Genomic DNA, 21,126 nt, shown 5'->3' on the forward strand with positions numbered 1-21,126 from the left:
GGTCAATTACAAATCATCAAGGAAAGTTTTATCCAGTTGTTTGAAGGCGCGCTTAAGCGTGTCAGCCAACGCCTGGTAATCCGGCTTTCCTTCCACCGGAGAGAGCGCCTGCCCAGCTTCTTGCAATTTACCCCGAACTTCGTAGAACCAATTGAGAATTGAAGGCGGCAGCGGCGTTACGGAACGTTTTCCCAGCCACCACATCCCCTGCATCGGCAGGCTAAGCGCAAACAGAGCAGTCGCCACGGCCGGGCCCAACTGCCCCCCTAACGCAATTTGCCAACATAAGGTGAAGACGGCGATAGGCGGCATAAAACGAATCGCGTAACGCGTCATGCGGATCACGCGGTTCTCAACAAACACGGGCGCAAGGCGCTTTTCCATTGGCCACGTCTTTGCATAGTGCTGCCCCCGGCGAAACAAGCTAAAAAAATTGACGGAGCGATTATCCGGTGTCGACATGGCGGTTACCTCAACTTCACATATAAAAATTAAAAAATTTGTGCAAAACAACAACTACAAGGGACATCGTTCAAAACATTTTGTCTTTGATACCCACATTCAGGTATCCTGTGCCGGCCTGTAAGGCCTGTAGTCCAAAATCATTGAGTCGTCAAATTGGCATACATTATGCCATTGCCTGAAAAATACGCAAAATGACATAGACTCAAAGGTATTTATTCCATCGTGCCCAAAAAGACTATGGCGCATGATGTTAATCATAAACGTCGGTGTCATCATGCGCTACGCTCTATGACTCCCTGACGTTTTTTTAGCCACGTATCATAAATAGGTACTTCCATGTCGAGTAAGTTAGTACTGGTTCTGAACTGCGGTAGCTCCTCACTGAAATTTGCCATCATCGATGCAGTAAACGGTGAAGAATACCTCTCTGGTTTAGCCGAATGTTTCCATCTCCCAGAAGCACGTATCAAGTGGAAAATGGACGGCGGTAAACAAGAAGCGGCTTTAGGTGCAGGCGCCGCTCACAGTGAAGCGCTGAACTTTATCGTTAACACTATTCTGGCACAAAAACCAGAATTGTCTGCGCAATTGACCGCTATTGGTCACCGTATCGTACACGGCGGCGAGAAGTACACCAGCTCCGTGGTTATCGATGATTCCGTTATTCAGGGCATCAAAGATTCTGCCTCTTTCGCACCGCTGCATAACCCGGCTCACCTGATCGGTATCGCAGAAGCGCTGAAATCCTTCCCTAATCTGAAAGACAAAAACGTGGCTGTATTCGACACCGCGTTCCATCAGACTATGCCGGAAGAGTCTTACCTCTATGCTCTGCCGTACAGCCTGTACAAAGAACACGGCGTTCGTCGTTACGGCGCGCACGGTACCAGCCACTTCTTCGTCACACAGGAAGCGGCAAAAGTGCTGAACAAACCGGTTGAAGAGCTGAACATCATCACTTGCCACCTGGGCAATGGCGGTTCTGTATCTGCTATCCGTAACGGTAAATGTGTTGATACCTCCATGGGTCTGACCCCGCTGGAAGGTCTGGTGATGGGTACGCGTTCCGGTGACATCGACCCGGCGATCATCTTCCACCTGCACGATACCCTGGGCATGAGCGTTGACCAGATCAACAAAATGCTGACCAAAGAGTCCGGCCTGCTGGGTCTGACCGAAGTCACCAGCGACTGCCGTTATGTTGAAGATAACTACGCTACTAAAGAAGACGCTAAACGTGCAATGGACGTTTACTGCCACCGTCTGGCGAAATACATCGGTTCTTACACTGCGCTGATGGATGGTCGTCTGGATGCAGTTGTCTTCACCGGTGGTATCGGTGAAAACGCAGCGATGGTTCGTGAACTGTCTCTGGGCAAACTGGGCGTTCTGGGCTTTGAAGTTGACCACGAACGTAACCTGGCCGCACGTTTCGGCAAATCTGGTTTCATCAACAAAGAAGGTACCCGTCCTGCGCTGGTTATCCCAACCAACGAAGAACTGGTTATCGCGCAAGACGCGAGCCGTCTGACTGCCTGATTTCACACCGCCAGCCTAGCTGGCGGTGCTGTTTTGTAACCCGTCTAAATTGGCGGTAACGAAAGAGGATAAACCGTGTCCCGTATTATTATGCTGATCCCTACCGGAACCAGCGTCGGCCTGACCAGCGTCAGCCTTGGCGTGATCCGCGCAATGGAACGCAAAGGCGTTCGTCTGAGCGTCTTTAAGCCGATCGCTCAACCGCGTGCCGGTGGCGATGCGCCAGACCAGACTACCAGCATCGTCCGTGCTAACTCTTCTCTGCCAGCCGCTGAGCCGCTGAAGATGAGCCACGTTGAATCTTTACTGTCCAGCAATCAGAAAGATGTGCTGATGGAAGAGATCATCGCGAACTACCACGCGAACACCAAAGACGCTGAAGTCGTACTGGTTGAAGGCCTGGTCCCAACCCGTAAACATCAGTTCGCGCAGTCTCTGAACTACGAAATCGCGAAAACGCTGAACGCGGAAATCGTCTTCGTTATGTCTCAGGGTACCGACACCCCGGAACAGCTGAACGAGCGTATTGAACTGACTCGCAGCAGCTTCGGCGGCGCGAAAAACACCAACATCACCGGCGTAATCGTTAACAAACTGAACGCACCGGTTGATGAGCAGGGCCGTACTCGCCCGGATCTGTCCGAGATTTTCGACGACTCTTCCAAAGCGAAAGTGATCAAAGTTGATCCGGCTAAACTGCAAGAATCCAGTCCGCTGCCGGTTCTGGGCGCGGTGCCATGGAGCTTCGATCTGATCGCTACTCGTGCAATCGATATGGCGCGTCACCTGAACGCCACCATCGTTAACGAAGGCGATATCAACACCCGTCGCGTGAAGTCTGTGACGTTCTGCGCACGCAGCATTCCACATATGCTGGAACACTTCCGCGCAGGCTCCCTGCTGGTAACTTCCGCAGATCGTCCTGACGTGCTGGTTGCAGCATGCCTGGCGGCCATGAACGGCGTGGAAATCGGTGCCCTGCTGCTGACTGGCGGCTACGAAATGGACGCGCGCATCACTAAACTGTGCGAACGTGCATTTGAAACCGGCCTGCCGGTATTCATGGTAAACACCAACACCTGGCAGACCTCTCTGAGCCTGCAGAGCTTCAACCTGGAAGTTCCGGTTGACGATCACGAGCGCATTGAGAAAGTTCAGGAATACGTTGCTAACTACATCAACGCTGACTGGATTGAATCCCTGACTGCAACCTCTGAGCGTAGCCGTCGTCTGTCTCCGCCAGCGTTCCGTTATCAGTTGACCGAGCTGGCGCGCAAAGCGGGCAAACGCGTTGTTCTGCCGGAAGGTGACGAACCGCGTACCGTTAAAGCGGCAGCCATCTGTGCTGAACGTGGTATCGCAACCTGCGTACTGCTGGGTAACCCGGATGAGATCACCCGCGTTGCAGCCTCTCAGGGCGTTGAACTGGGCGCTGGCGTAGAAATCGTTGATCCAGATGTGGTTCGCGAAAGCTACGTTGCTCGCCTGGTCGAACTGCGTAAAAACAAAGGTATGACCGAAACCGTTGCCCGCGAACAGCTGGAAGACAACGTTGTTCTCGGTACCCTGATGCTGGAACAGGACGATGTTGACGGTCTGGTTTCTGGTGCAGTACACACCACTGCGAACACCATCCGTCCGCCGCTGCAGCTGATCAAAACTGCACCAGGTAGCTCTCTGGTGTCTTCCGTGTTCTTCATGCTGCTGCCGGATCAGGTTTACGTTTACGGCGACTGCGCGATCAACCCGGATCCGACTGCAGAGCAGTTGGCAGAAATCGCGATTCAGTCCGCTGATTCCGCAATTGCCTTCGGTATCGAACCGCGCGTAGCGATGCTCTCCTACTCCACCGGTACTTCTGGTGCAGGTAGTGACGTAGAGAAAGTTCGCGAAGCAACCCGTCTGGCACAGGAAAAACGTCCTGACCTGATGATCGACGGTCCGCTGCAGTACGACGCCGCCGTTATGGCTGACGTAGCGAAATCCAAAGCGCCGAACTCTCCGGTTGCAGGTCGCGCTACCGTGTTCATCTTCCCGGATCTGAACACCGGTAACACCACTTACAAAGCGGTACAGCGTTCTGCCGACCTGATCTCCATCGGGCCAATGCTGCAGGGTATGCGCAAGCCGGTGAACGACCTGTCTCGTGGCGCGCTGGTAGACGATATCGTCTACACCATCGCACTGACCGCGATCCAGTCTTCCCAGCAGCAGCAGTAATCTGCCGAGTGTGCCGGATCTTTTATCCGGCAACACATCTGCTTATCAAACCGGAAATAGCTGATATTTCCGGTTTTTTTATGTCTTTTTCCCCTTTGGCATAATCTGAAACATTTGCCTGGATGCGCTGTATCAATGAATAACTATTCTTCTGTTCGCATACTTACTCTCTTTTGCGTTGCAACAGGGATAGTCTTTCATGTCAGCAGTAACAGAATCACAGCCAGCTAAAAAATGGGCGATGCCCGACACGCTGGTGATTATTTTTTTCGTCGCCATTTTAACCAGTCTGGCAACATGGGTTGTTCCCGTCGGGATGTTCGACAGCCAGGAAGTTCAGTATCAGGTTGATGGACAAACCAAAACCCGTAAGGTGGTTGACCCCCATTCCTTTCGTATTCTGACCAACGACGCAGGTGAAGAGCAGTATCACCGGGTGCAGTTATTCACCACCGGAGATGAACGCCCAGGCCTGATGAATTTCCCGTTTGAAGGATTAACCTCCGGCTCGAAATTCGGCACTGCTGTCGGCATCATTATGTTTATGCTGGTCATTGGCGGCGCATTCGGCATCGTTATGCGTACCGGCACCATTGATAACGGCATCCTGGCGCTCATTCGCCATACGCGGGGCAACGAGGTCCTGTTTATCCCAGTGATGTTTATTCTCTTCTCCTTAGGCGGTGCGGTGTTTGGCATGGGGGAAGAGGCTGTTGCCTTTGCCATTATCATCGCGCCTTTGATGGTACGGCTAGGTTACGACAGTATCACCACCGTGCTGGTTACCTATATCGCGACTCAGATTGGTTTCGCCAGCTCATGGATGAACCCATTTTGCGTGGTGGTCGCGCAAGGTATTGCGGGGGTACCGGTGCTCTCTGGTTCCGGGCTACGCATCGTGGTCTGGGTGATCGCTACACTAATCGGGCTGACCTTCACGCTGGCCTATGCGGCGCGTATCAAAAAGAATCCGCTTTTGTCCCGGGTACATGAATCCGACAGCTTCTTTCGCGAGCAGCAGGACGAGGTCGTGGAACGACGCTTCACGCTGGGCGACTGGTTAGTGCTACTGGTGCTAACCGCGGTGATGATTTGGGTTGTCTGGGGCGTTATCGTCAACGCGTGGTTTATTCCTGAGATCGCCAGTCAGTTCTTCACGATGGGTCTGGTGATTGGCATTATCGGCGTCGTGTTTCGGCTCAACGGCATGACGGTCAACATCATGGCCTCCTCATTCACTGAGGGTGCACGAATGATGATTGCCCCTGCCCTGCTGGTTGGTTTTGCCAAAGGCATTTTACTGCTGGTCGGTAATGGAGAGGCGGGTGAAGCCAGCGTGTTAAACACTCTGCTGCACAGCATTGCCAATGGCATCAGCGGGCTGGATAACGCCATCGCGGCGTGGTTTATGCTGTTGTTCCAGGCAGTTTTTAATTTCTTCGTCACTTCCGGCTCTGGTCAGGCTGCGTTAACCATGCCGCTACTGGCACCGCTGGGCGATCTGGTTGGCGTAAACCGTCAGGTCACAGTCCTGGCCTTCCAGTTTGGCGACGGATTCAGTCATATTATCTATCCGACGTCAGCATCTCTGATGGCTACGTTAGGCGTTTGTCGAGTGGATTTTCGTAACTGGCTGAAGGTAGGTGCTACGCTGTTGGGACTGCTGTTTATTATGTCCAGCGTGGTGGTGATTGGCGCGCAGATGATGGGTTACCATTAAAAAGTGTGCGTCCGGCCTACTCGATTTCTCGACGCAGTAGGCCGGATGAACAGAGTTTACTCAGCTTCTTCCTGCTTTTCGGCTTTCGCCCCTTCATTCTTGGCGTTGCGGGTCATCCACAGCGCCAGGGCTTTCAGGGAGTCCGGTGTAAATTCGTCGCAGCGCGCGGTAATTTCTTCCGGCGTCAACCAGCAAACTTCACTGACCTCATCTTCCTGAAGCGCAAACGGTCCGTGGGAAACGCAGCTAAACAACCCACCCCATACGCGACAGTTCTGGTCTTCAAAGTAAAACTGACCATGCTCGGCAAACGGCACGCCCGCAATCCCCAGTTCCTCTTCTGCTTCACGACGCGCTGATTCCAGCATCTGCTCGTCAGCCTGAACCACACCGCCTGCGGTGGCATCCAGCATGCCGGGCAAAAAATCTTTTGTCTCAGTGCGACGTTGAACCAGAATTTTGCCCATACCATCATGCACAACGATATACGTTGCACGATGGCGTAAGCGTTGCGCCCGCATTTGTTCCCGGCTGGACTGTGCAATGACTTCATTGTCTTCATTCACAATATCCACCCATTCAGTACTTGCCAAACGACGCTGTTCCACCATCAGGAAACCTTCTTTTTTCTGGCGCTCTTACGGCGCGTTTATGTTTGTGGGGTAAATTACGGATTAATCTCGACCTGTGCAATAACACTTTGATCATTGAGTGCCATTACGCTGAGAACATTATCATCCAGAATCCCGTAACTTGCCGCAAAGCCCCCTTTCGGGATGCTTACCGAGCCGGGATTGAAATGATAGATACCCTCGCGCCGCTCAGCAACCGGCAGATGAGTATGCCCATAAACCAGAACATCGCCCGCATTGAGCGCCGGCAAATTTTGCGGGCCAAAAAGATGTCCGTGCGTCAAAAAGAGTCGCTGGTTTTCTGTCAGAATTTGCTGCCACGGCGCAGTCATCGGAAAATGCAGGAGCATCTGATCCACTTCGCTGTCGCAATTACCACGCACCGCAATAATTCGCGATGCCAGCTCATTCAGCCGTTCAGCAACCTGCGCAGGTGCATAGCCTTCTGGAAGCGCATTACGCGGCCCGTGGTTTAAAACATCACCCAATATCACCAGCCATTGCGCGCCGCTTGCAGCAAACCGCTCGAGTACGCGTTCCGTGGCTGGCAACGAACCATGAATGTCCGATGCGAACATCAGTTTCATCACTCACTCCTCGCTGAAAATTACCTTGTAATGATACTGGATTACGGCCCGTTTTTCAGCAGGAACGCTTCGCTGAAAGCGCGATAAAACGCTGTACTGAAGCGCGCTGCCACTGGAAGGTGGCGTATTCCGCAAGCGCTTCTGGAACCTCATCGCCGTTAAGGACCAGGCGATTAAGCATTAGCGCTAAATCACAGTCAGCGATACACCATTCGCCAAATAAATTCTGCTTACCGTGGCTCAGTAAACTGCTCGCAGTAGCGAACAGTTTTTCCGCACTGGCTTTTCCCGCTTCGCTTAACGGTCCTTTCTTTACGTCAGCAAAAACGACATCTGTTGATCGTTCCTCACGGATAGGCATTAAATCGCTGCGGATCCACGCCTGAACCTGGCGCGCCCGAGCGCGCTTTTGTACATCGTGTGGGTAGATACGCTCCCACTGTGGCGGTGCAAAGCTCTCTTCCAGGAATTCCGTAATCGCTGATGATTCGCTTAGTTCAAAACCATCGATCTCAAGAACCGGTACGCGGCGCGTCAAGGCGTAACCTTGCCATGAAGGATGCAAGTGTTCACCACTATTGAGATCAACGGTTTTCAGCGTAAAAGGTAGCCCTTTCTCTTGCAGAGCAACATAAACAGACAGCACGTAAGGGGAGAAAAAATTGGCATCTGACCACAGCGTAATTGCAGATTTGCTCATAATGTCCTCTGAAGTGTATTGGCTTGCTTTCAAAATATAGAGTCTTTCTCTCGCTGTCACTTGATGAAAACTCACGCACGCCAACAGGCTCTATACTTGTAATGACCCGGTTCATGACAAAACGGATGCTGAAAATGATCGATCTCTTTTACACGCCATCGCCAAACGGTCACAAAATCACGCTGTTTCTTGAAGAGGCACAGCTGCAATACCGTCTGATTCATGTCGATATCAGCAAAGGCAGCCAGTTTCGCCCCGATTTTCTACTGATCTCGCCGAACAATAAAATCCCGGCCATTATCGATCATGCGCCGGAAGATGGCGGAAGGCCCATCAGCTTGTTTGAGTCCGGAGAAATTTTACTCTATCTGGCGGAGAAGAGCGGTAAGCTGCTCAGCGGTGAATTACGCGAACGCCACACCACACTGCAGTGGCTGTTCTGGCAGGTCAGCGGTCTGGGTCCCATGCTGGGGCAGAATCATCATTTCAGTCATTACGCTCCGCAAACGATCCCTTACGCTATTGAAAGATACCAGGTTGAAACCCAGCGCCTGTACAACGTGATGAATAAACGTCTGGAAACGTCACCCTGGCTGGGAGGCGATCACTACAGCATTGCTGACATTGCCTGCTGGCCGTGGATCCACGCCCATCAGCGTCAGCGCATCGACCTCGACAATTACCCGGCGGTCAACAACTGGCACGAACGCATCCGTACGCGTCCCGCCACGGAACGCGCCATGCAGCAAGCACTGAGTGAGAAGCGGTGACGCAATTCGGTTCTCGTGTATCATGCAGAGGTTCATACATGGAGGAAACCTGCAATGTCACAACCTGACGCCATTATTCGTATAAAAAACCTTCGTCTGCGCACCTTTATCGGCATCAAAGAAGAGGAGATCCTTAATCGCCAGGATATCGTCATCAACATTGCCATTCACTATCCGGCAGACAAAGCCCGTACCAGCGAAGATATCAACGACGCGCTGAATTATCGCACTATAACCAAAAGCATCATTGCCCACGTGGAGGGTAACCGCTTCTCATTGTTAGAAAAATTAACTCAAGATGTGCTCGATATCGCACGCGAACATCACTGGGTCACTTATGCTGAAGTGGAGATAGATAAACTTCACGCATTGCGTTACGCCGACTCAGTATCAATGACGCTGAGCTGGCAGCGCTAAAACGTAACCCGGGAGGCGACATGCAGATTCTGATTACCGGCGGTACTGGCCTGATTGGACGTCATCTGATCCCCTGCCTGCTGGAACTGGGGCATCAGATAATCGTAGTGACACGTACCCCTGATAAGGCTCGTCAGATTCTCGACTCTCGGGTCACGTTATGGAAAGGACTGGAAGAGCGGCAACATCTCAATAATATTGATGCCGTGATTAACCTTGCCGGAGAGCCTATTGCAGATAAGCGCTGGAGCGCACAGCAAAAGGAACGCTTGTGCCAGAGCCGTTGGGGCATTACGCAGAAACTGGTCGATTTAATCAATGCCAGCGAGACGCCGCCCTCAGTGTTAATCTCCGGTTCCGCTACCGGTTACTACGGCGATTTGGGCGAAGTTGTGGTTACGGAAGAAGAGCCACCGCATAACGAATTTACCCACAAGCTGTGCGCCCGCTGGGAGCAAATTGCCAGCACTGCGCAAAGCGACAAAACCCGCGTATGTATGCTGCGTACCGGCGTGGTACTGGCCTCAGCAGGCGGCATTCTGGCAAAAATGGTCCCGCCGTTTCGTCTTGGCTTAGGCGGCCCGATCGGTAACGGACGCCAGTATATGGCATGGATCCATGTTGATGATATGGTCAACGGAATTATCTGGCTGCTGAATAACGATCTACGCGGTCCCTTCAATATGGTTTCGCCATACCCGGTGCACAATGAGCAGTTTGCCCACGCGCTGGGTCACGCTCTGAACCGCCCTGCAATTCTGCGCGTTCCCGCCACCGCTATGCGACTGCTGATGGGGGAATCGTCAGTACTGGTCCTTGGTGGACAACGCGCATTGCCCAAACGCCTGGAAGCTTCCGGTTTTACGTTTCGCTGGTACGATTTAGAAGAAGCGCTGGCGGATGTCATCCGATAACCCCTATGCACTATTCACAGTCGCCGTTGTGGTGGTAAGGTTATAGACCAGATTTCCGCAATGGCGACGTTATGGCGATAATATCGACTCCCCGACTTACCCTCTCTTTGTTTCAATTTTCTGACTGGTCATTTTTCCAGAAACTCCGTGAATGTCCTGAAGTCATGCGCTATATGGGCAACATCGCCCCGGCGAAAGATACGCGGCTGTTATTCGCCAGACGTCTGGCCGCACAGCACACTTTCGTCATCCGCGAACATAACAGCCCGACGCCACTTGGCGATATTGGTCTGCAAATCAGCCATCTTTACCCGCAGGAAGCCGACCTCGGCTACGCCATCATGCCACAGGCTCAGGGGAAAGGTATTGCCAGCGAAGCCGTGCGCGCGGTGTGCCAGTATGCCTTCGAGCATGCAGGTGTGACGGCGATAAACGCATACGCGCTGGCGGATAACAAGGGTTCAATCCGTATTCTGGAAAAGACAGGCTTTGTACGTACGCAGGTACTGGAAAAGGCGTATGAGATTGACGGCATCGCCTACGACGACTGGGTGTTTCGGCTGGAGCGCGACGCGCTAAAATTGTAAGCCCGGAAAGCGTAGCGCCTCCGGGCTGTTGACTTACTTCAGCGATCCTTTAAGGAACTGTTGCAAACGCGGGCTTTGCGGATTACCAAATACCTGCTCCGGGTCACCCTCTTCCTCAATTTTCCCCTGATGCAGGAAAATCACGTGCGTGGAAACATGACGGGCAAACCCCATTTCGTGGGTCACCACCACCATGGTTTTCCCCTCTTCAGCCAGCTGTTGCATAATGCGCAGCACTTCACCCACCAGCTCAGGATCAAGCGCCGACGTAGGTTCATCAAACAGCAACACTTCCGGTTCCATCGCCAGCGCACGGGCAATGGAAACACGCTGCTGCTGACCACCGGACAGGTGCACCGGATATTTGCCCTGTGCGCGCTCATCAATGCCCACTTTAGCCAGATACTTCACCGCACGGTCGCGAGCTTCCTGCTTGCTCAGCCCCAACACCTGAATCGGCGCTTCCATGACGTTTTCCAGCACTGTCATGTGACTCCACAGATTAAAGTGCTGAAAGACCATCGTCAGACGCGTACGCAGCAGGCGTAGCTGATTTTTGTCCGCAACCTTCAACTGGCCGTCTTTGTCGCGCACCAGACCAATGTTCTGACCGCTGACGACAATCGACCCGGCACTCGGTTTCTCGAGAAAGTTAATGCAGCGCAGGAAGGTACTTTTACCGGAACCTGACGAGCCAATAATGCTGATAACATCACCCGCGTTGGCCTGCAGCGATACCCCTTTCAGCACTTCATGTTCGCCGTAGTGCTTATGTAAATCGATAACGTTTAATTTATTTTCAGACATCGTGTTACTCGAATCATTTAGAGGATACATGCTGCAACCAGCGTTTTTCCGCTTTACGGAACAGACTGATCAGGACATACGAAATAATCAAATACAGCACAGCGGCAATACCGAAGGCGGTAAACGGCTGATACGTTGCCGAGTTGATATCGCGAGCGATTTTCAACAAATCTGGCACCGTGGCCGTAAATGCCAGCGCCGTGGAGTGCAGCATTAAAATGACTTCATTACTGTATGCCGGCAGCGCAATACGCAGCGCGGAAGGTAAAATAATGCATCGATACAGTTTGAATGACGAGAAACCGTATGCGCGCGCAGCCTCAATCTCACCGTGAGGCACGGAACGAATAGCCCCGGCGAAAATCTCCGTGGTATAGGCGCAGGTATTCAGCGTCAGCGCCAGCACGGTGCAATTCAGCCCGCTGCGGAAAAACGCGTTGAGGAAGTCCGTGCCTTTAACTATTTCCAGCGTATACATCCCGGAATAAAACACCAGTAACTGAACGTACAGCGGCGTCCCACGAAAAATATAGGTGAACAGCCAGATGGGAAACTGGATAAATTTATTACTGGAAACGCGACCAATCGCCAAAAAGAGTGCCAGTATTCCGCCCATCACTACTGACGAAATCAAAAGCCACAGGGTGATAGCGACGCCAGTGTAGCGATATCCGTCGGTCCACAGCAGGGACTTCCAGTATTCCTGAATAATCTCGATCACAGGTCAGCCCTCTTCACACCCACGGAATAGCGGCGCTCAAGGTACAGCAGCACACCATTAGAAACAGTGGTAAACACCAGATAGATGACCCCGCACACGACGGCAAAATAGAACGGCTCCCAGGTACTCTTCCCGGCAAGCTGAGTCGCTTTCACCACGTCTTCAAGTCCAAGCAACGATACCAGCGCCGTAGCCTTAAGAATAACCTGCCAGTTATTGCCGATTCCCGGTAAGGCATAACGCATCATCGCCGGGAACATAATGCGACGAAATATTTGTGAGCTGGTAAAGCCAAACGCCGTCGCGGCTTCAATATGGCCTTTTGGTACAGCCATAAACGCACCGCGAAAAGTTTCGGTAAAATAGGCGCCGTAGATGAATCCAAGGGTGATAATGCCCGCAACCATCGGATCAATATCAATCTGGCCGATACCGATGGCATCGGTAATGGTATTCAGCGCGATTTGTAATCCGTAGAAGATGAGCAGCATTAAGACCAGATCGGGCACGCCGCGGATTAGCGTTGTGTACCCTTCGAAAATAAGTCCCATTGCCCGGCTTTGCGACAGCTTTGCTGCTGCGCCGACAAGACCTATCAGAACCGCCAGTACCACCGAGCTGAGTGCCAGCTCCAGCGTAACAATTGCGCCCTGTAAAATAACACCTGAAAAGCCATACAACATGCTGCCTGTCCTGTCGTGTGTGGTGGAGTAGTAAGCCTCTTTTGATTTCAGACTAACCGTTAAATGCCGGATGGCGGCCTTGCCTTATCCGGCCTACAAAATCACCGTAGGCCGGATAAGCGCGGTGCCATCGGGCATAAATTCAACGCGTCAAAAATCTACGGGCTTTATCAGCACCTGCGGTAATTAACCGCCGTAAACATCAAAATCGAAGTACTTTTTCGCCAGCTTCTCGTAAGTACCGTCAGCTCGCATTTCGGCAAAGGCTTTATTCAGCGCTTCGCGCAGTTCGTTATCGTCTTTGCGCAGCCCCATACCGGTACCCACGCCGAACAACTTCTCGTCTTTCACAGACGGGCCGCCGAATTTGTAATCTTTACCGACTGGCTGTTTCAGGAAGCCTTCGCTGGCCGCAACTTCATCCTGGAACGCTGCGTCAATACGCCCGGCAGTCAGGTCAGAATAGATATTGTCCTGCCCCTGATAAGAGACAATCTCAATACCTTTTGGCGCCCAGTGTTCGTTGCCGAACGTTTCCTGGGTAGTGCCCTGCAGCACACCAACACGTTTGCCTTTCAGCGACTCAATGGTCGGCTGAATAGCAGAATCTTTAGCGACAACCAGACGCGAATCGGCGGCATAAAGCTTGTCGGTAAATGCGATTTCCTGCTGACGTTTTTCAGTAATGGAAAGCGAGGACATGATGGCATCGATTTTCTTCGCTTTTAGCGAAGGGATCAGCGCGTCCAGCGGGTTTTCCACGAAGGTACATTGCGTATTGATACGTTTGCACAGTTCTTTAGCCAGATCGATATCAAAACCGACTAATTCACCCTGCGCATTCTTCGATTCGAACGGCGCATAAGTAGGATCGGTACCGATACGAATTTTTTGCGGAATGGCTGCAAATGCTGCGGTAGCACTGGAGAAAGCCAGAACCAGAGAAAGAGACAACACCAGTTTTTTCATAACTATCCTCAACAGACTGTCTTTTATAGGGGATCTTTACAGGACCAGGTGCAGTTATCGTGCCATTAATCAGGCCGACAAGGCAAAGCATTCTACCCTGTCGGCGGTATTTATTTGCATGAAAAGCGCTTAAGTATGCACTCATGCTTATTAAGTCAGCGATAAAAGCACTAAAACAGTGCACTGAATTTATCATGCACCGTAATGGTTACCCGCAATGGTGCAGTCAATTCCCCGCTGCGGCGTATTAATCGCCGTAGACATTGAAGTTAAAATACTTGCTCGCCATTTTGTCGTAGGTGCCGTCTTTGCGCAGTTCGCCCAGCGCTTTATCGAAAGCGGCTTTCAGCTCTGCGTCATCTTTACGTAAGCCAATCCCGGTTCCGTCGCCAAAGTATTTTTTATCTTTTACTGAGGGACCGGCAAAGACGTAGTCCTTACCAGCAGGCTGCTTCAGGAAGCCTTCGCTGGCCGCGACTTCATCTTGCAACGCCGCGTCCAGACGGCCCGCCGTCAGGTCAGAATAGATGAGGTCCTGGTTCGCATAGGCCACCACGTCCACGCCTTTGCTGCGCCAGTTGTCATTGGCATAGGCTTCTTGAGTCGAGCCTTGCAGGACGCCAACGTGCTTGCCCTTCAGGGAGTCCAGAGTCGGTTGAATCGGGGAACCTTTCGCGGCGATCAGACGTGAGTCTGCAGCGTAAAGTTTGTCTGAGAATGCAATCTCTTGCTGACGCTTCTCGGTGATAGAAAGCGAGGAGATGATGGCATCGATTTTTTTCGCTTTCAGCGACGGGATCAGCGCATCAAAGTCGCTGGCAACCCAGGTACATTTGATCTGCATGCGCTTACACATCTCATTTCCCAGATCGATATCAAAGCCGACGAAGTCGCCTTTGGCATCTTTAGAGGAAAAAGGTGCGTACGTTGTATCTGTACCAATACGAACCGTCTGCGGAAGTGCTGCGTAGCTGGCCGCGGTGGCGGAGAGTCCTACCAGCAAAGACAAAGCAAGAACCGTCTTCTTCATACATAACCCTCAAGTGGCGTAATTTTATTATGTTTTACGTTGTGTTGTGTGTTTGCAGACTTTTTCATGCAGGTCTTATGCCATTTTCGCGCCGATGAGGATATTCGACGTTAAATATGTTAATAAAACGTTGCAATAATGTCCTGATTTTGAAGATAGCAGGTCTGACGGTTGAACCGCAGCGTTTCGTTGAGTTTTAACGAATTAAATGTTGAGGATATGATCGCGGTTACAAAATTGCCCTGAAACAGGGCAACGGATGTTTCTTTGCACGCTGATGGAACGGCTTACGCCCCTTGCCAGCGGGTGAACAGATCCTGCGGAAGGGAGATATCAAACTGATCAAGTACGCGGTTAACCGTTTGATTAATCACATCATCCAGCGTTTGAGGGCGATGATAGAATGCCGGGACAGGCGGCATAATCACCGCGCCAATTTCCGCCGCCTGCGTCATCAGCCGCAGATGACCCAGATGCAACGGCGTTTCACGCACGCACAGCACCAACGGGCGACGTTCTTTTAACACCACGTCTGCCGCACGGGTAAGCAGTCCATCGGTGTAGCTGTGAACGATGCCAGAAAGCGTTTTGATTGAACACGGCAGAATAACCATTCCGGCGGTCTGAAAAGAACCGGAGGAGATACTGGCGGCGATATCGCGCGTATCGTGATTCACATTCGCCAAGGCCTGCACGTCGCGTACAGAGAGGTCCGTTTCCAGCGCCAGTGTCTGCCGGGCAGCGGCACTCATCACCAGATGGGTTTCCACATCGCTAACGTCACGCAAAACCTGCAGCAGGCGCACGCCGTAAATTGCCCCGCTTGCGCCAGAAATACCAATGATGAGTCGTTTCATGTGTAATCGCCCTTACTTGCTCAGGGCCGACTTTGCAGGAAATTACGGTGAGTTGCAAGCAAGGGCGCAGGTTGCGCCCTTGCTTGCGAGCAAACATTAACCTTCGTTGTGCATCTCAAGGTTTTCCGCTTCGTTCTGACGCAACACCGCTTTGGCATCGTCATTACGCAGGGAGTCGAGGAAATCGAGATATTGCTGGTCGACGTCTTTGGTAACGTACACGCCGTTAAACACTGAACATTCAAACTGCTGAATATCCGGGTTCTCAGCACGGACAGCTTCAATCAGATCGTTCAGATCCTGGAAGATCAGACCATCTGCGCCGATTATCTGGCGAATCTCGTCCACTTCACGACCATGCGCAATCAGCTCCGTCGCCGTAGGCATATCGATGCCATAAACGTTCGGGAAGCGAATTTCCGGGGCGGCAGAGGCCAGATACACCTTCTTCGCTCCGGCTTCACGCGCCATCTCGATAATCTGTTCTGAGGTGGTGCCACGCACGATGGAGTCATCCACCAACAGCACGTTTTTATCACGGAATTCCGCACGGTTAGCGTTCAGCTTACGGCGCACAGATTTACGACGCAACTGCTGGCCCGGCATGATAAAGGTACGGCCCACATAGCGGTTTTTCACAAACCCCTGGCGGTACGGCTTACCGAGAATGCGGGCAATTTCCAGCGCGATATCACAGGAGGTTTCCGGGATTGGGATTACTACGTCGATGTCCAGATCTTCCCACTCACGGGCAATTTTTTCGCCAAGCTTAGTCCCCATATTCACACGGGCGCTGTAGACGGAAATCTTGTCGATAAAGGAGTCAGGACGTGCGAAGTAAACGTATTCAAACAGACATGGATTGCTCACCGGGTTATCGGCACACTGACGGGTAAACAGCTGGCCTTTTTCGGTGATGTACACCGCTTCGCCAGGCGCTACGTCGCGCAAGAATTCAAAGCCCAGCGTATCCAGCGCTACGCTCTCAGACGCCACCATGTACTCGGTACGGCCATCGCCAATATCGCGTTTGCCCATCACCAGCGGACGGATACCGTTAGGGTCGCGGAAGGCAACCATACCGTGACCGATAATCATCGCCACGCAGGCATAGGCGCCGCGAATCTGGCGGTTGGTTGCCGCAATGGCCGCAAAAATATTGTCGGCTTCCAGCGGGTAATGGCGGAAGTTATCCAGCTCGCTGGCGAAAATATTCAGCAGAATTTCAGAATCTGAAGTGGTATTGATGTGGCGGCGCTTTTCTTCAAACAGCTTTTTACGCAACTCATGCGCGTTGGTCAGGTTGCCATTGTGGGCAAGCGTAATGCCATACGGTGAGTTGACGTAAAAAGGTTGAGCTTCGGAGGCGCTGGAGCTGCCAGCCGTTGGGTAACGCACATGACCGATGCCCATATTGCCCTGCAAACGCTGCATATGGCGCGCTTCAAAAATATCGCTCACCATTCCGTTTGCTTTACGCAAGCGGAAGCAGTTGTTGGCATCAATGGTGATGATGCCCGCAGCATCCTGACCACGATGCTGGAGCACCGTTAACGCGTCATAAATCGACTGGTTTACCGGCATAACACCGGCGATACCGACAATACCGCACATACGTCTTTTCCTCGTTCAGCAACGACCCAAAGTTTATACTTTGGGCAAGAAACTTGACGAGCTTTGCAGATAGTCAAAGAACCATCTGATGATGAAACTGAACTGCGGGATCAGCTGTGACTTACCCCAGTCTTCACTTTTCGACAGACCGGTAAAGGTATCGAGAAAGAACAGTATGGCGGCGACGATCAACGCTCCACGCAAAGCACCGAAGCAGATCCCCAACACCCTGTCGGTACCCGACAGTCCTGTTTTCTCTACCAGTTGGCCTATCACAAAGTTAACGATAGCGCCGACGATAAGTGTCGCGATGAACAGTATCGCGATAGCAATCCCATTTCGAACCAGTTCGTCTTCAAAGCCCGTAAACCAGACAGACAGGTAAGTGTAGTAATGGCTGGCGACAAAGAAAGCACAACCCCAAGTCACCAACGATAATGCTTCACGAACAAAGCCACGGATCAGGCTAACCAGACAGGAAAAACCAATCACCGCGATAATGGCGTAATCAATCCAGACCATATGTGTCCCACGATTTTACGCCCTGTCGTCCTGTTCGGGGCGCATTCTAACAGAAAAAGAAAACGTTTGCGTAGGGATTTCCTTTCCACGCGTAAATAAAAATGGCGCTGAAAAAATCTTCAACGCCATACGATTTTATGCCTCTTCGGACACTGCCGGATGGCGGTGTAAACACCTTGTCCGGCCTACATCAGAGCAACGTAACGCAATCCCTTAGTTAGGAGTATACCCCATCACCACCCCGCTCAAACCAGAGATCTTCTGCAGCTCGCCCAGCGAGTTCTTCAGCTTATCTTTGGAGGCGTCAGGCCCTACGAGAATGCGGGTTATTTTACCCTGCACCGGCGTTGACGGGGAAGTATATACCCGGAAGCCCGCGCCACGAAGTTTACCCACGATCTCATTGACCTTATCCGCGTTTTTCAGCGCACCGAGTTGTACAACGTACGCTTTGCCGGTTGGCGCTGGCGCTTCCTCAGCGGCCGGTTTCGGCGCTGGAGTCGGTGCCGGTGTTGGCGTCGGGGCGACGGCAACAGGCTGCGGTTTCGGTTTAGGTTTCGGTGGTTCCACAGGCGCAGGGACAGGATCTAACTCCGCACTGTTTGCCGTCGTCAAACGTGATGGATCCAACGATGGCGCGGCAGCATCACCCGCACGCACCTCTTCTGCCGCCCCTTCCGGCGGCTGAGTCGGCAGAGCCTGCGTTGCTGCAGGCATCATGTCTGGTTCATCGCGATCGCCGGGTTTAGGTACCAGTGGGATCGCTGCAAATTCATCCTGATAATGCTTTTTCTGGCCGTCAAGCAGCCCGGGAAGCACAATCACCCCGAGCGCGACCAGCACAATTGTGCCGACTAATCGATTCTGAAACTTACTCGCCACCGCTTCTCCCCACGTCTATTACTTCCATGACATGTGCGACAGTGTGAAACGATCCACACACCAACACGGTATCTTCTGGCTTCGCCTCAGCAAGTGCCGCAGTCCATGCCTGCGCCACGCTGTCATAAGCGTTGCCTTTGCCCAGGTGCTTCAGCAGCTGTTCTGCCGTTGCACCACGCGGCCCTTCCAGGGGCGCACAGTACCAGTCGTCAACCACGCTTTTCAGCCAGGCCAACGTACCGGCAATATCTTTATCATGTAGCATACCGATAACCGCAAGTACACGCCCGCTTTTCACTAACTTTTTCAGACGTCCGGTCAGATACTCCGCCGCATGCGGGTTATGGGCAACATCAAAAATCACCCGCGGCGACTCGCTCACAATCTGGAAGCGTCCCGGTAAAATCGCTTGTTCGATACCGTCACGAATGGCCTGCTCGCTGACGTTAAGACCACTTGCGCGCAGTGCAGCCAGTGCGGTTGCAGCATTAGGTTGTGGCACCTGCGGCAACGGCAGGTGCGCCAGCGTTCCATGAGCATCAGTAAACGACCAGTCGTTCTCCGTGACCGCATAGCGCCAATCCACACCACAACGTTGCAAAATCGCCCCGCACTCCTGAGCGACATCCGCGATGGTGTAAGGCATTTCCGGTTCACCGACGATGGCCGGTTTCTCTGCGCGGAAAATCCCTGCCTTCTCACGACCAATACTTTCGCGATCCGGGCCCAGCCAGTCAGTATGGTCAAGCGCAATACTGGTGACTACTGCGACATCGGCATCGACGATATTGGTGGCGTCAAGGCGGCCACCTAACCCCACTTCCAGAATAACAACATCCAGTTGGGCCTGTTTAAACAGCCAGAGTGCCGATAACGTACCGTATTCAAAGTAAGTCAGGGAAATGTCACCACGTGAGTCTTCAATCTCAGCAAACGAGGCGGTATGAGCTGATTCCGGCAGTTCACGCCCCTGCACGCGCACGCGTTCCGTGTAGCGCACCAGATGAGGCGAACTGTACACCCCAACTTTATAGCCTGCCGCAGTCAGCACAGATTCCAGCGTACGACAGGTTGTGCCTTTCCCATTGGTTCCTGCCACCGTAAAAACAAATGGCGCAGGTTTCAACACACCCAGTTTACGCGCCACCTGGCTGACGCGTTCAAGGCCCAGATCGATGGTTTTACTGTGCAGGTTTTCAAGATAAGAAAGCCACGACGCCAGGGGCGACGCGGCTTGAGGGATACGTTTATTGTCCATGATGCCTGTAGATTCTTTACGTTGAGAAAAGCAAAAGGGCAGCGCCAACCGGCCTGCCCTTTTTTACACGTCGTTTTCCACGTTGCAGATGTGTTGGCTGTACTCGCTCTCCCGAATCACTTAACGGTGTAAGTTCATCGGGATTAACACTCTTGTCGCCTGCCTGCAACCCGAAACCCATAGCGTAAACTATCAGGCCTCTGGTTCCTGATCGGGAACCGGAGGTACCACTTCGCCTTCACGCGGCTCATCCGGATTCGGCGCAGGAAGATTCATCAGCTTCGCCAGGATGCTTGCCAGTTTCAGGCGCATTTCCGGACGGCGGACGATCATATCGATAGCGCCTTTTTCAATCAGGAACTCGCTGCGCTGGAATCCCGGCGGCAGTTTCTCACGTACGGTTTGCTCGATAACACGCGGACCAGCGAAGCCGATCAATGCTTTCGGTTCGGCAATGTTGAGATCGCCCAGCATCGCAAAGCTTGCGGAAACACCACCCATTGTTGGGTCGGTCAGTACAGAAATATACGGTAAACCGCGTTCCTGCATTTTCGCCAGCGCAGCAGAGGTTTTCGCCATCTGCATCAAAGACATCAGCGCTTCCTGCATACGCGCCCCGCCAGAAGCGGAGAAGCAGATCAGCGGACAGTTGTCTTCCAGCGCCTGCTCAACGGCACGGACAAAACGCGCGCCGACCACAGAGCCCATGGAGCCGCCCATAAACGCGAACTCGAATGCCGCAGCAACGACCGGCATACCGTGAAGTGTGCCTTTCATCACCACCAGCGCATCTTTCTCGCCAGTTTCTTTCTGCGCAGAAGCCAGTCTGTCTTTGTATTTTTTGGAGTCACGAAACTTCAGCACGTCTTTCGGCTCAAGCTCGCTACCCAGTTCCACAAGAGAACCTTCATCTAACAGGCTATGCAGGCGATTGCGCGCCGACATGCGCATATGATGGTCACACTTCGGACAGACCTCAAGATTACGTTCCAGCTCAGCACGGTATAAAACCTGACCGCAGCTATCACACTTGGTCCACACCCCTTCAGGAATGCTTGCCTTGCGGGTGGGAGTAATGTTGCTTTTAATTCGTTCAATCCAGCTCATTGGTGACCTTTCTGCCTGAACCCTAGTCAGCTTTGTTATAAGGGGCGCATAATGCCATTTTTGCCCCTAACAGACCATGAATGTTGCACATTAAAACATAACAGCCCGAAACTTTGGATAAAAAA

General features: G+C 52.4%; 22 protein-coding genes. 7 read left to right on the plus strand and 15 right to left on the minus strand.

All coding sequences use genetic code 11. The features are described from left to right. Nucleotides 1–6: 6 nt before the first annotated feature. A complete protein-coding gene (yfbV, locus tag OGX86_RS11720) occupies nt 7–462 on the minus strand; it encodes a terminus macrodomain insulation protein YfbV (RefSeq protein ID WP_003028087.1) in 456 nt (151 codons plus the stop codon). A gap of 339 nt (nt 463–801) precedes the next feature. On the opposite strand from yfbV, the gene ackA reads away from it, so the two are divergent. The 3 genes from ackA (at nt 802) to yfcC (ending at nt 5,944) form a co-directional block, all read left to right on the plus strand. Next, nucleotides 802–2,004 carry an acetate kinase gene (gene ackA, locus OGX86_RS11725; protein ID WP_003834770.1) on the plus strand — a complete coding sequence of 401 codons (1,203 nt, stop codon included), beginning with the start codon at nt 802–804 and terminating at the stop codon, nt 2,002–2,004. Nucleotides 2,005–2,079: 75 nt separating this feature from the next. Next, nucleotides 2,080–4,224, plus strand: a complete 2,145-nt coding sequence (pta, locus tag OGX86_RS11730) for a phosphate acetyltransferase (RefSeq protein WP_008785351.1) — start codon at nt 2,080–2,082, stop codon at nt 4,222–4,224. Between the two features lie 199 nt (nt 4,225–4,423). Then, nucleotides 4,424–5,944: a putative basic amino acid antiporter YfcC gene (gene yfcC, locus OGX86_RS11735; RefSeq protein ID WP_286640098.1), complete on the plus strand. Its 1,521-nt coding sequence runs from the start codon at nt 4,424–4,426 to the stop codon at nt 5,942–5,944. Between the two features lie 56 nt (nt 5,945–6,000). Here the strand turns inward: yfcC and yfcD are convergent, their stop codons facing one another. From yfcD to yfcF, 3 genes are read right to left on the minus strand one after another with little or no spacing between them, the layout of a single operon-like run. Then, nucleotides 6,001–6,555: an NUDIX hydrolase YfcD gene (gene yfcD / locus OGX86_RS11740; RefSeq protein ID WP_003834775.1), complete on the minus strand. Its 555-nt coding sequence runs from the start codon at nt 6,553–6,555 to the stop codon at nt 6,001–6,003. A 56-nt stretch (nt 6,556–6,611) separates the two neighbouring features. Then, nucleotides 6,612–7,163, minus strand: a complete 552-nt coding sequence (gene yfcE / locus OGX86_RS11745; RefSeq protein WP_048215855.1) for a phosphodiesterase — start codon at nt 7,161–7,163, stop codon at nt 6,612–6,614. Nucleotides 7,164–7,218: 55 nt separating this feature from the next. Then, nucleotides 7,219–7,863: a glutathione transferase gene (gene yfcF, locus OGX86_RS11750; protein WP_048215854.1), complete on the minus strand. Its 645-nt coding sequence runs from the start codon at nt 7,861–7,863 to the stop codon at nt 7,219–7,221. A 134-nt stretch (nt 7,864–7,997) separates the two neighbouring features. Between yfcF and yfcG the strand changes: the two genes are divergently transcribed. The 4 genes from yfcG (at nt 7,998) to OGX86_RS11770 (ending at nt 10,551) form a co-directional block, all read left to right on the plus strand. Continuing rightward, the gene (gene yfcG, locus OGX86_RS11755; RefSeq protein WP_048225819.1) at nt 7,998–8,633 is read left to right on the plus strand and encodes a GSH-dependent disulfide bond oxidoreductase; all 636 of its coding nucleotides are present in this window, start codon (nt 7,998–8,000) and stop codon (nt 8,631–8,633) included. 54 nt (nt 8,634–8,687) lie between these two features. Next, the gene (folX, locus tag OGX86_RS11760; RefSeq protein WP_003028107.1) at nt 8,688–9,050 is read left to right on the plus strand and encodes a dihydroneopterin triphosphate 2'-epimerase; all 363 of its coding nucleotides are present in this window, start codon (nt 8,688–8,690) and stop codon (nt 9,048–9,050) included. Nucleotides 9,051–9,070: 20 nt separating this feature from the next. Next, nucleotides 9,071–9,964 carry a TIGR01777 family oxidoreductase gene (locus OGX86_RS11765; RefSeq protein ID WP_003834782.1) on the plus strand — a complete coding sequence of 298 codons (894 nt, stop codon included), beginning with the start codon at nt 9,071–9,073 and terminating at the stop codon, nt 9,962–9,964. Between the two features lie 71 nt (nt 9,965–10,035). After that, entirely contained in the window at nt 10,036–10,551 is a 516-nt protein-coding gene (locus OGX86_RS11770) for a GNAT family N-acetyltransferase (RefSeq protein ID WP_071845290.1), read from the plus strand. A gap of 33 nt (nt 10,552–10,584) precedes the next feature. On the opposite strand, the gene hisP is transcribed toward OGX86_RS11770, so the two are convergent. The 11 genes from hisP to accD form a co-directional block, all read right to left on the minus strand. Then, nucleotides 10,585–11,358 carry a histidine ABC transporter ATP-binding protein HisP gene (gene hisP, locus OGX86_RS11775; protein ID WP_003028114.1) on the minus strand — a complete coding sequence of 258 codons (774 nt, stop codon included), beginning with the start codon at nt 11,356–11,358 and terminating at the stop codon, nt 10,585–10,587. Nucleotides 11,359–11,371: 13 nt separating this feature from the next. Beyond that, the gene (gene hisM, locus OGX86_RS11780) at nt 11,372–12,079 is read right to left on the minus strand and encodes a histidine ABC transporter permease HisM (RefSeq protein ID WP_003028116.1); all 708 of its coding nucleotides are present in this window, start codon (nt 12,077–12,079) and stop codon (nt 11,372–11,374) included. Continuing rightward, nucleotides 12,076–12,762 (minus strand): histidine ABC transporter permease HisQ, encoded by a 687-nt coding sequence (locus tag OGX86_RS11785; protein ID WP_003028118.1) that lies wholly within the window; start codon nt 12,760–12,762, stop codon nt 12,076–12,078. The genes hisM and OGX86_RS11785 overlap by 4 nt, the downstream gene beginning before the upstream one ends. A gap of 186 nt (nt 12,763–12,948) precedes the next feature. Then, nucleotides 12,949–13,731 (minus strand): histidine ABC transporter substrate-binding protein HisJ, encoded by a 783-nt coding sequence (gene hisJ / locus OGX86_RS11790; protein WP_003028120.1) that lies wholly within the window; start codon nt 13,729–13,731, stop codon nt 12,949–12,951. Nucleotides 13,732–13,978: 247 nt separating this feature from the next. After that, nucleotides 13,979–14,761: a lysine/arginine/ornithine ABC transporter substrate-binding protein ArgT gene (argT, locus tag OGX86_RS11795; RefSeq protein WP_043017065.1), complete on the minus strand. Its 783-nt coding sequence runs from the start codon at nt 14,759–14,761 to the stop codon at nt 13,979–13,981. Nucleotides 14,762–15,048: 287 nt separating this feature from the next. After that, on the minus strand, nt 15,049–15,618 hold the full coding sequence (locus OGX86_RS11800; protein ID WP_043017066.1) for a UbiX family flavin prenyltransferase: 570 nt from the start codon (nt 15,616–15,618) through the stop codon (nt 15,049–15,051). A 96-nt stretch (nt 15,619–15,714) separates the two neighbouring features. After that, entirely contained in the window at nt 15,715–17,232 is a 1,518-nt protein-coding gene (gene purF, locus OGX86_RS11805) for an amidophosphoribosyltransferase (RefSeq protein ID WP_003028127.1), read from the minus strand. 33 nt (nt 17,233–17,265) lie between these two features. Then, nucleotides 17,266–17,754, minus strand: coding sequence for a colicin V production protein (gene cvpA / locus OGX86_RS11810; protein ID WP_003028129.1), 489 nt, complete (start codon nt 17,752–17,754; stop codon nt 17,266–17,268). A gap of 213 nt (nt 17,755–17,967) precedes the next feature. Beyond that, nucleotides 17,968–18,636 carry a cell division protein DedD gene (gene dedD, locus OGX86_RS11815; protein ID WP_003834793.1) on the minus strand — a complete coding sequence of 223 codons (669 nt, stop codon included), beginning with the start codon at nt 18,634–18,636 and terminating at the stop codon, nt 17,968–17,970. Continuing rightward, nucleotides 18,626–19,894: a bifunctional tetrahydrofolate synthase/dihydrofolate synthase gene (gene folC / locus OGX86_RS11820; RefSeq protein ID WP_286640101.1), complete on the minus strand. Its 1,269-nt coding sequence runs from the start codon at nt 19,892–19,894 to the stop codon at nt 18,626–18,628. Before folC ends, dedD begins: the two co-directional genes overlap by 11 nt. A 192-nt stretch (nt 19,895–20,086) precedes the next feature. Next, nucleotides 20,087–21,001 (minus strand): acetyl-CoA carboxylase, carboxyltransferase subunit beta, encoded by a 915-nt coding sequence (accD, locus tag OGX86_RS11825; RefSeq protein WP_003834797.1) that lies wholly within the window; start codon nt 20,999–21,001, stop codon nt 20,087–20,089. Nucleotides 21,002–21,126: the final 125 nt, after the last annotated feature.

Origin of the sequence: Citrobacter sp. Cpo040 (assembly GCF_030332915.1) — a bacterium.
Taxonomy (GTDB): domain Bacteria; phylum Pseudomonadota; class Gammaproteobacteria; order Enterobacterales; family Enterobacteriaceae; genus Citrobacter; species Citrobacter portucalensis.

Coding starts and splice junctions, on each gene's coding strand:
- yfbV (WP_003028087.1), bottom strand. CDS start 462: ATGTCGACACCGGATAATCGCTCCGTCAATTTTTTTAGCTTGTTTCGC.
- OGX86_RS11800 (WP_043017066.1), bottom strand. CDS start 15,618: ATGAAACGACTCATCATTGGTATTTCTGGCGCAAGCGGGGCAATTTAC.
- hisP (WP_003028114.1), bottom strand. CDS start 11,358: ATGTCTGAAAATAAATTAAACGTTATCGATTTACATAAGCACTACGGC.
- OGX86_RS11770 (WP_071845290.1), top strand. CDS start 10,036: ATGGCGATAATATCGACTCCCCGACTTACCCTCTCTTTGTTTCAATTT.
- argT (WP_043017065.1), bottom strand. CDS start 14,761: ATGAAGAAGACGGTTCTTGCTTTGTCTTTGCTGGTAGGACTCTCCGCC.
- folX (WP_003028107.1), top strand. CDS start 8,688: ATGTCACAACCTGACGCCATTATTCGTATAAAAAACCTTCGTCTGCGC.
- folC (WP_286640101.1), bottom strand. CDS start 19,894: ATGGACAATAAACGTATCCCTCAAGCCGCGTCGCCCCTGGCGTCGTGG.
- yfcG (WP_048225819.1), top strand. CDS start 7,998: ATGATCGATCTCTTTTACACGCCATCGCCAAACGGTCACAAAATCACG.
- yfcF (WP_048215854.1), bottom strand. CDS start 7,863: ATGAGCAAATCTGCAATTACGCTGTGGTCAGATGCCAATTTTTTCTCC.
- cvpA (WP_003028129.1), bottom strand. CDS start 17,754: ATGGTCTGGATTGATTACGCCATTATCGCGGTGATTGGTTTTTCCTGT.
- accD (WP_003834797.1), bottom strand. CDS start 21,001: ATGAGCTGGATTGAACGAATTAAAAGCAACATTACTCCCACCCGCAAG.
- purF (WP_003028127.1), bottom strand. CDS start 17,232: ATGTGCGGTATTGTCGGTATCGCCGGTGTTATGCCGGTAAACCAGTCG.
- yfcD (WP_003834775.1), bottom strand. CDS start 6,555: ATGGTGGAACAGCGTCGTTTGGCAAGTACTGAATGGGTGGATATTGTG.
- yfcE (WP_048215855.1), bottom strand. CDS start 7,163: ATGAAACTGATGTTCGCATCGGACATTCATGGTTCGTTGCCAGCCACG.
- yfcC (WP_286640098.1), top strand. CDS start 4,424: ATGTCAGCAGTAACAGAATCACAGCCAGCTAAAAAATGGGCGATGCCC.
- hisJ (WP_003028120.1), bottom strand. CDS start 13,731: ATGAAAAAACTGGTGTTGTCTCTTTCTCTGGTTCTGGCTTTCTCCAGT.
- ackA (WP_003834770.1), top strand. CDS start 802: ATGTCGAGTAAGTTAGTACTGGTTCTGAACTGCGGTAGCTCCTCACTG.
- OGX86_RS11785 (WP_003028118.1), bottom strand. CDS start 12,762: ATGTTGTATGGCTTTTCAGGTGTTATTTTACAGGGCGCAATTGTTACG.
- OGX86_RS11765 (WP_003834782.1), top strand. CDS start 9,071: ATGCAGATTCTGATTACCGGCGGTACTGGCCTGATTGGACGTCATCTG.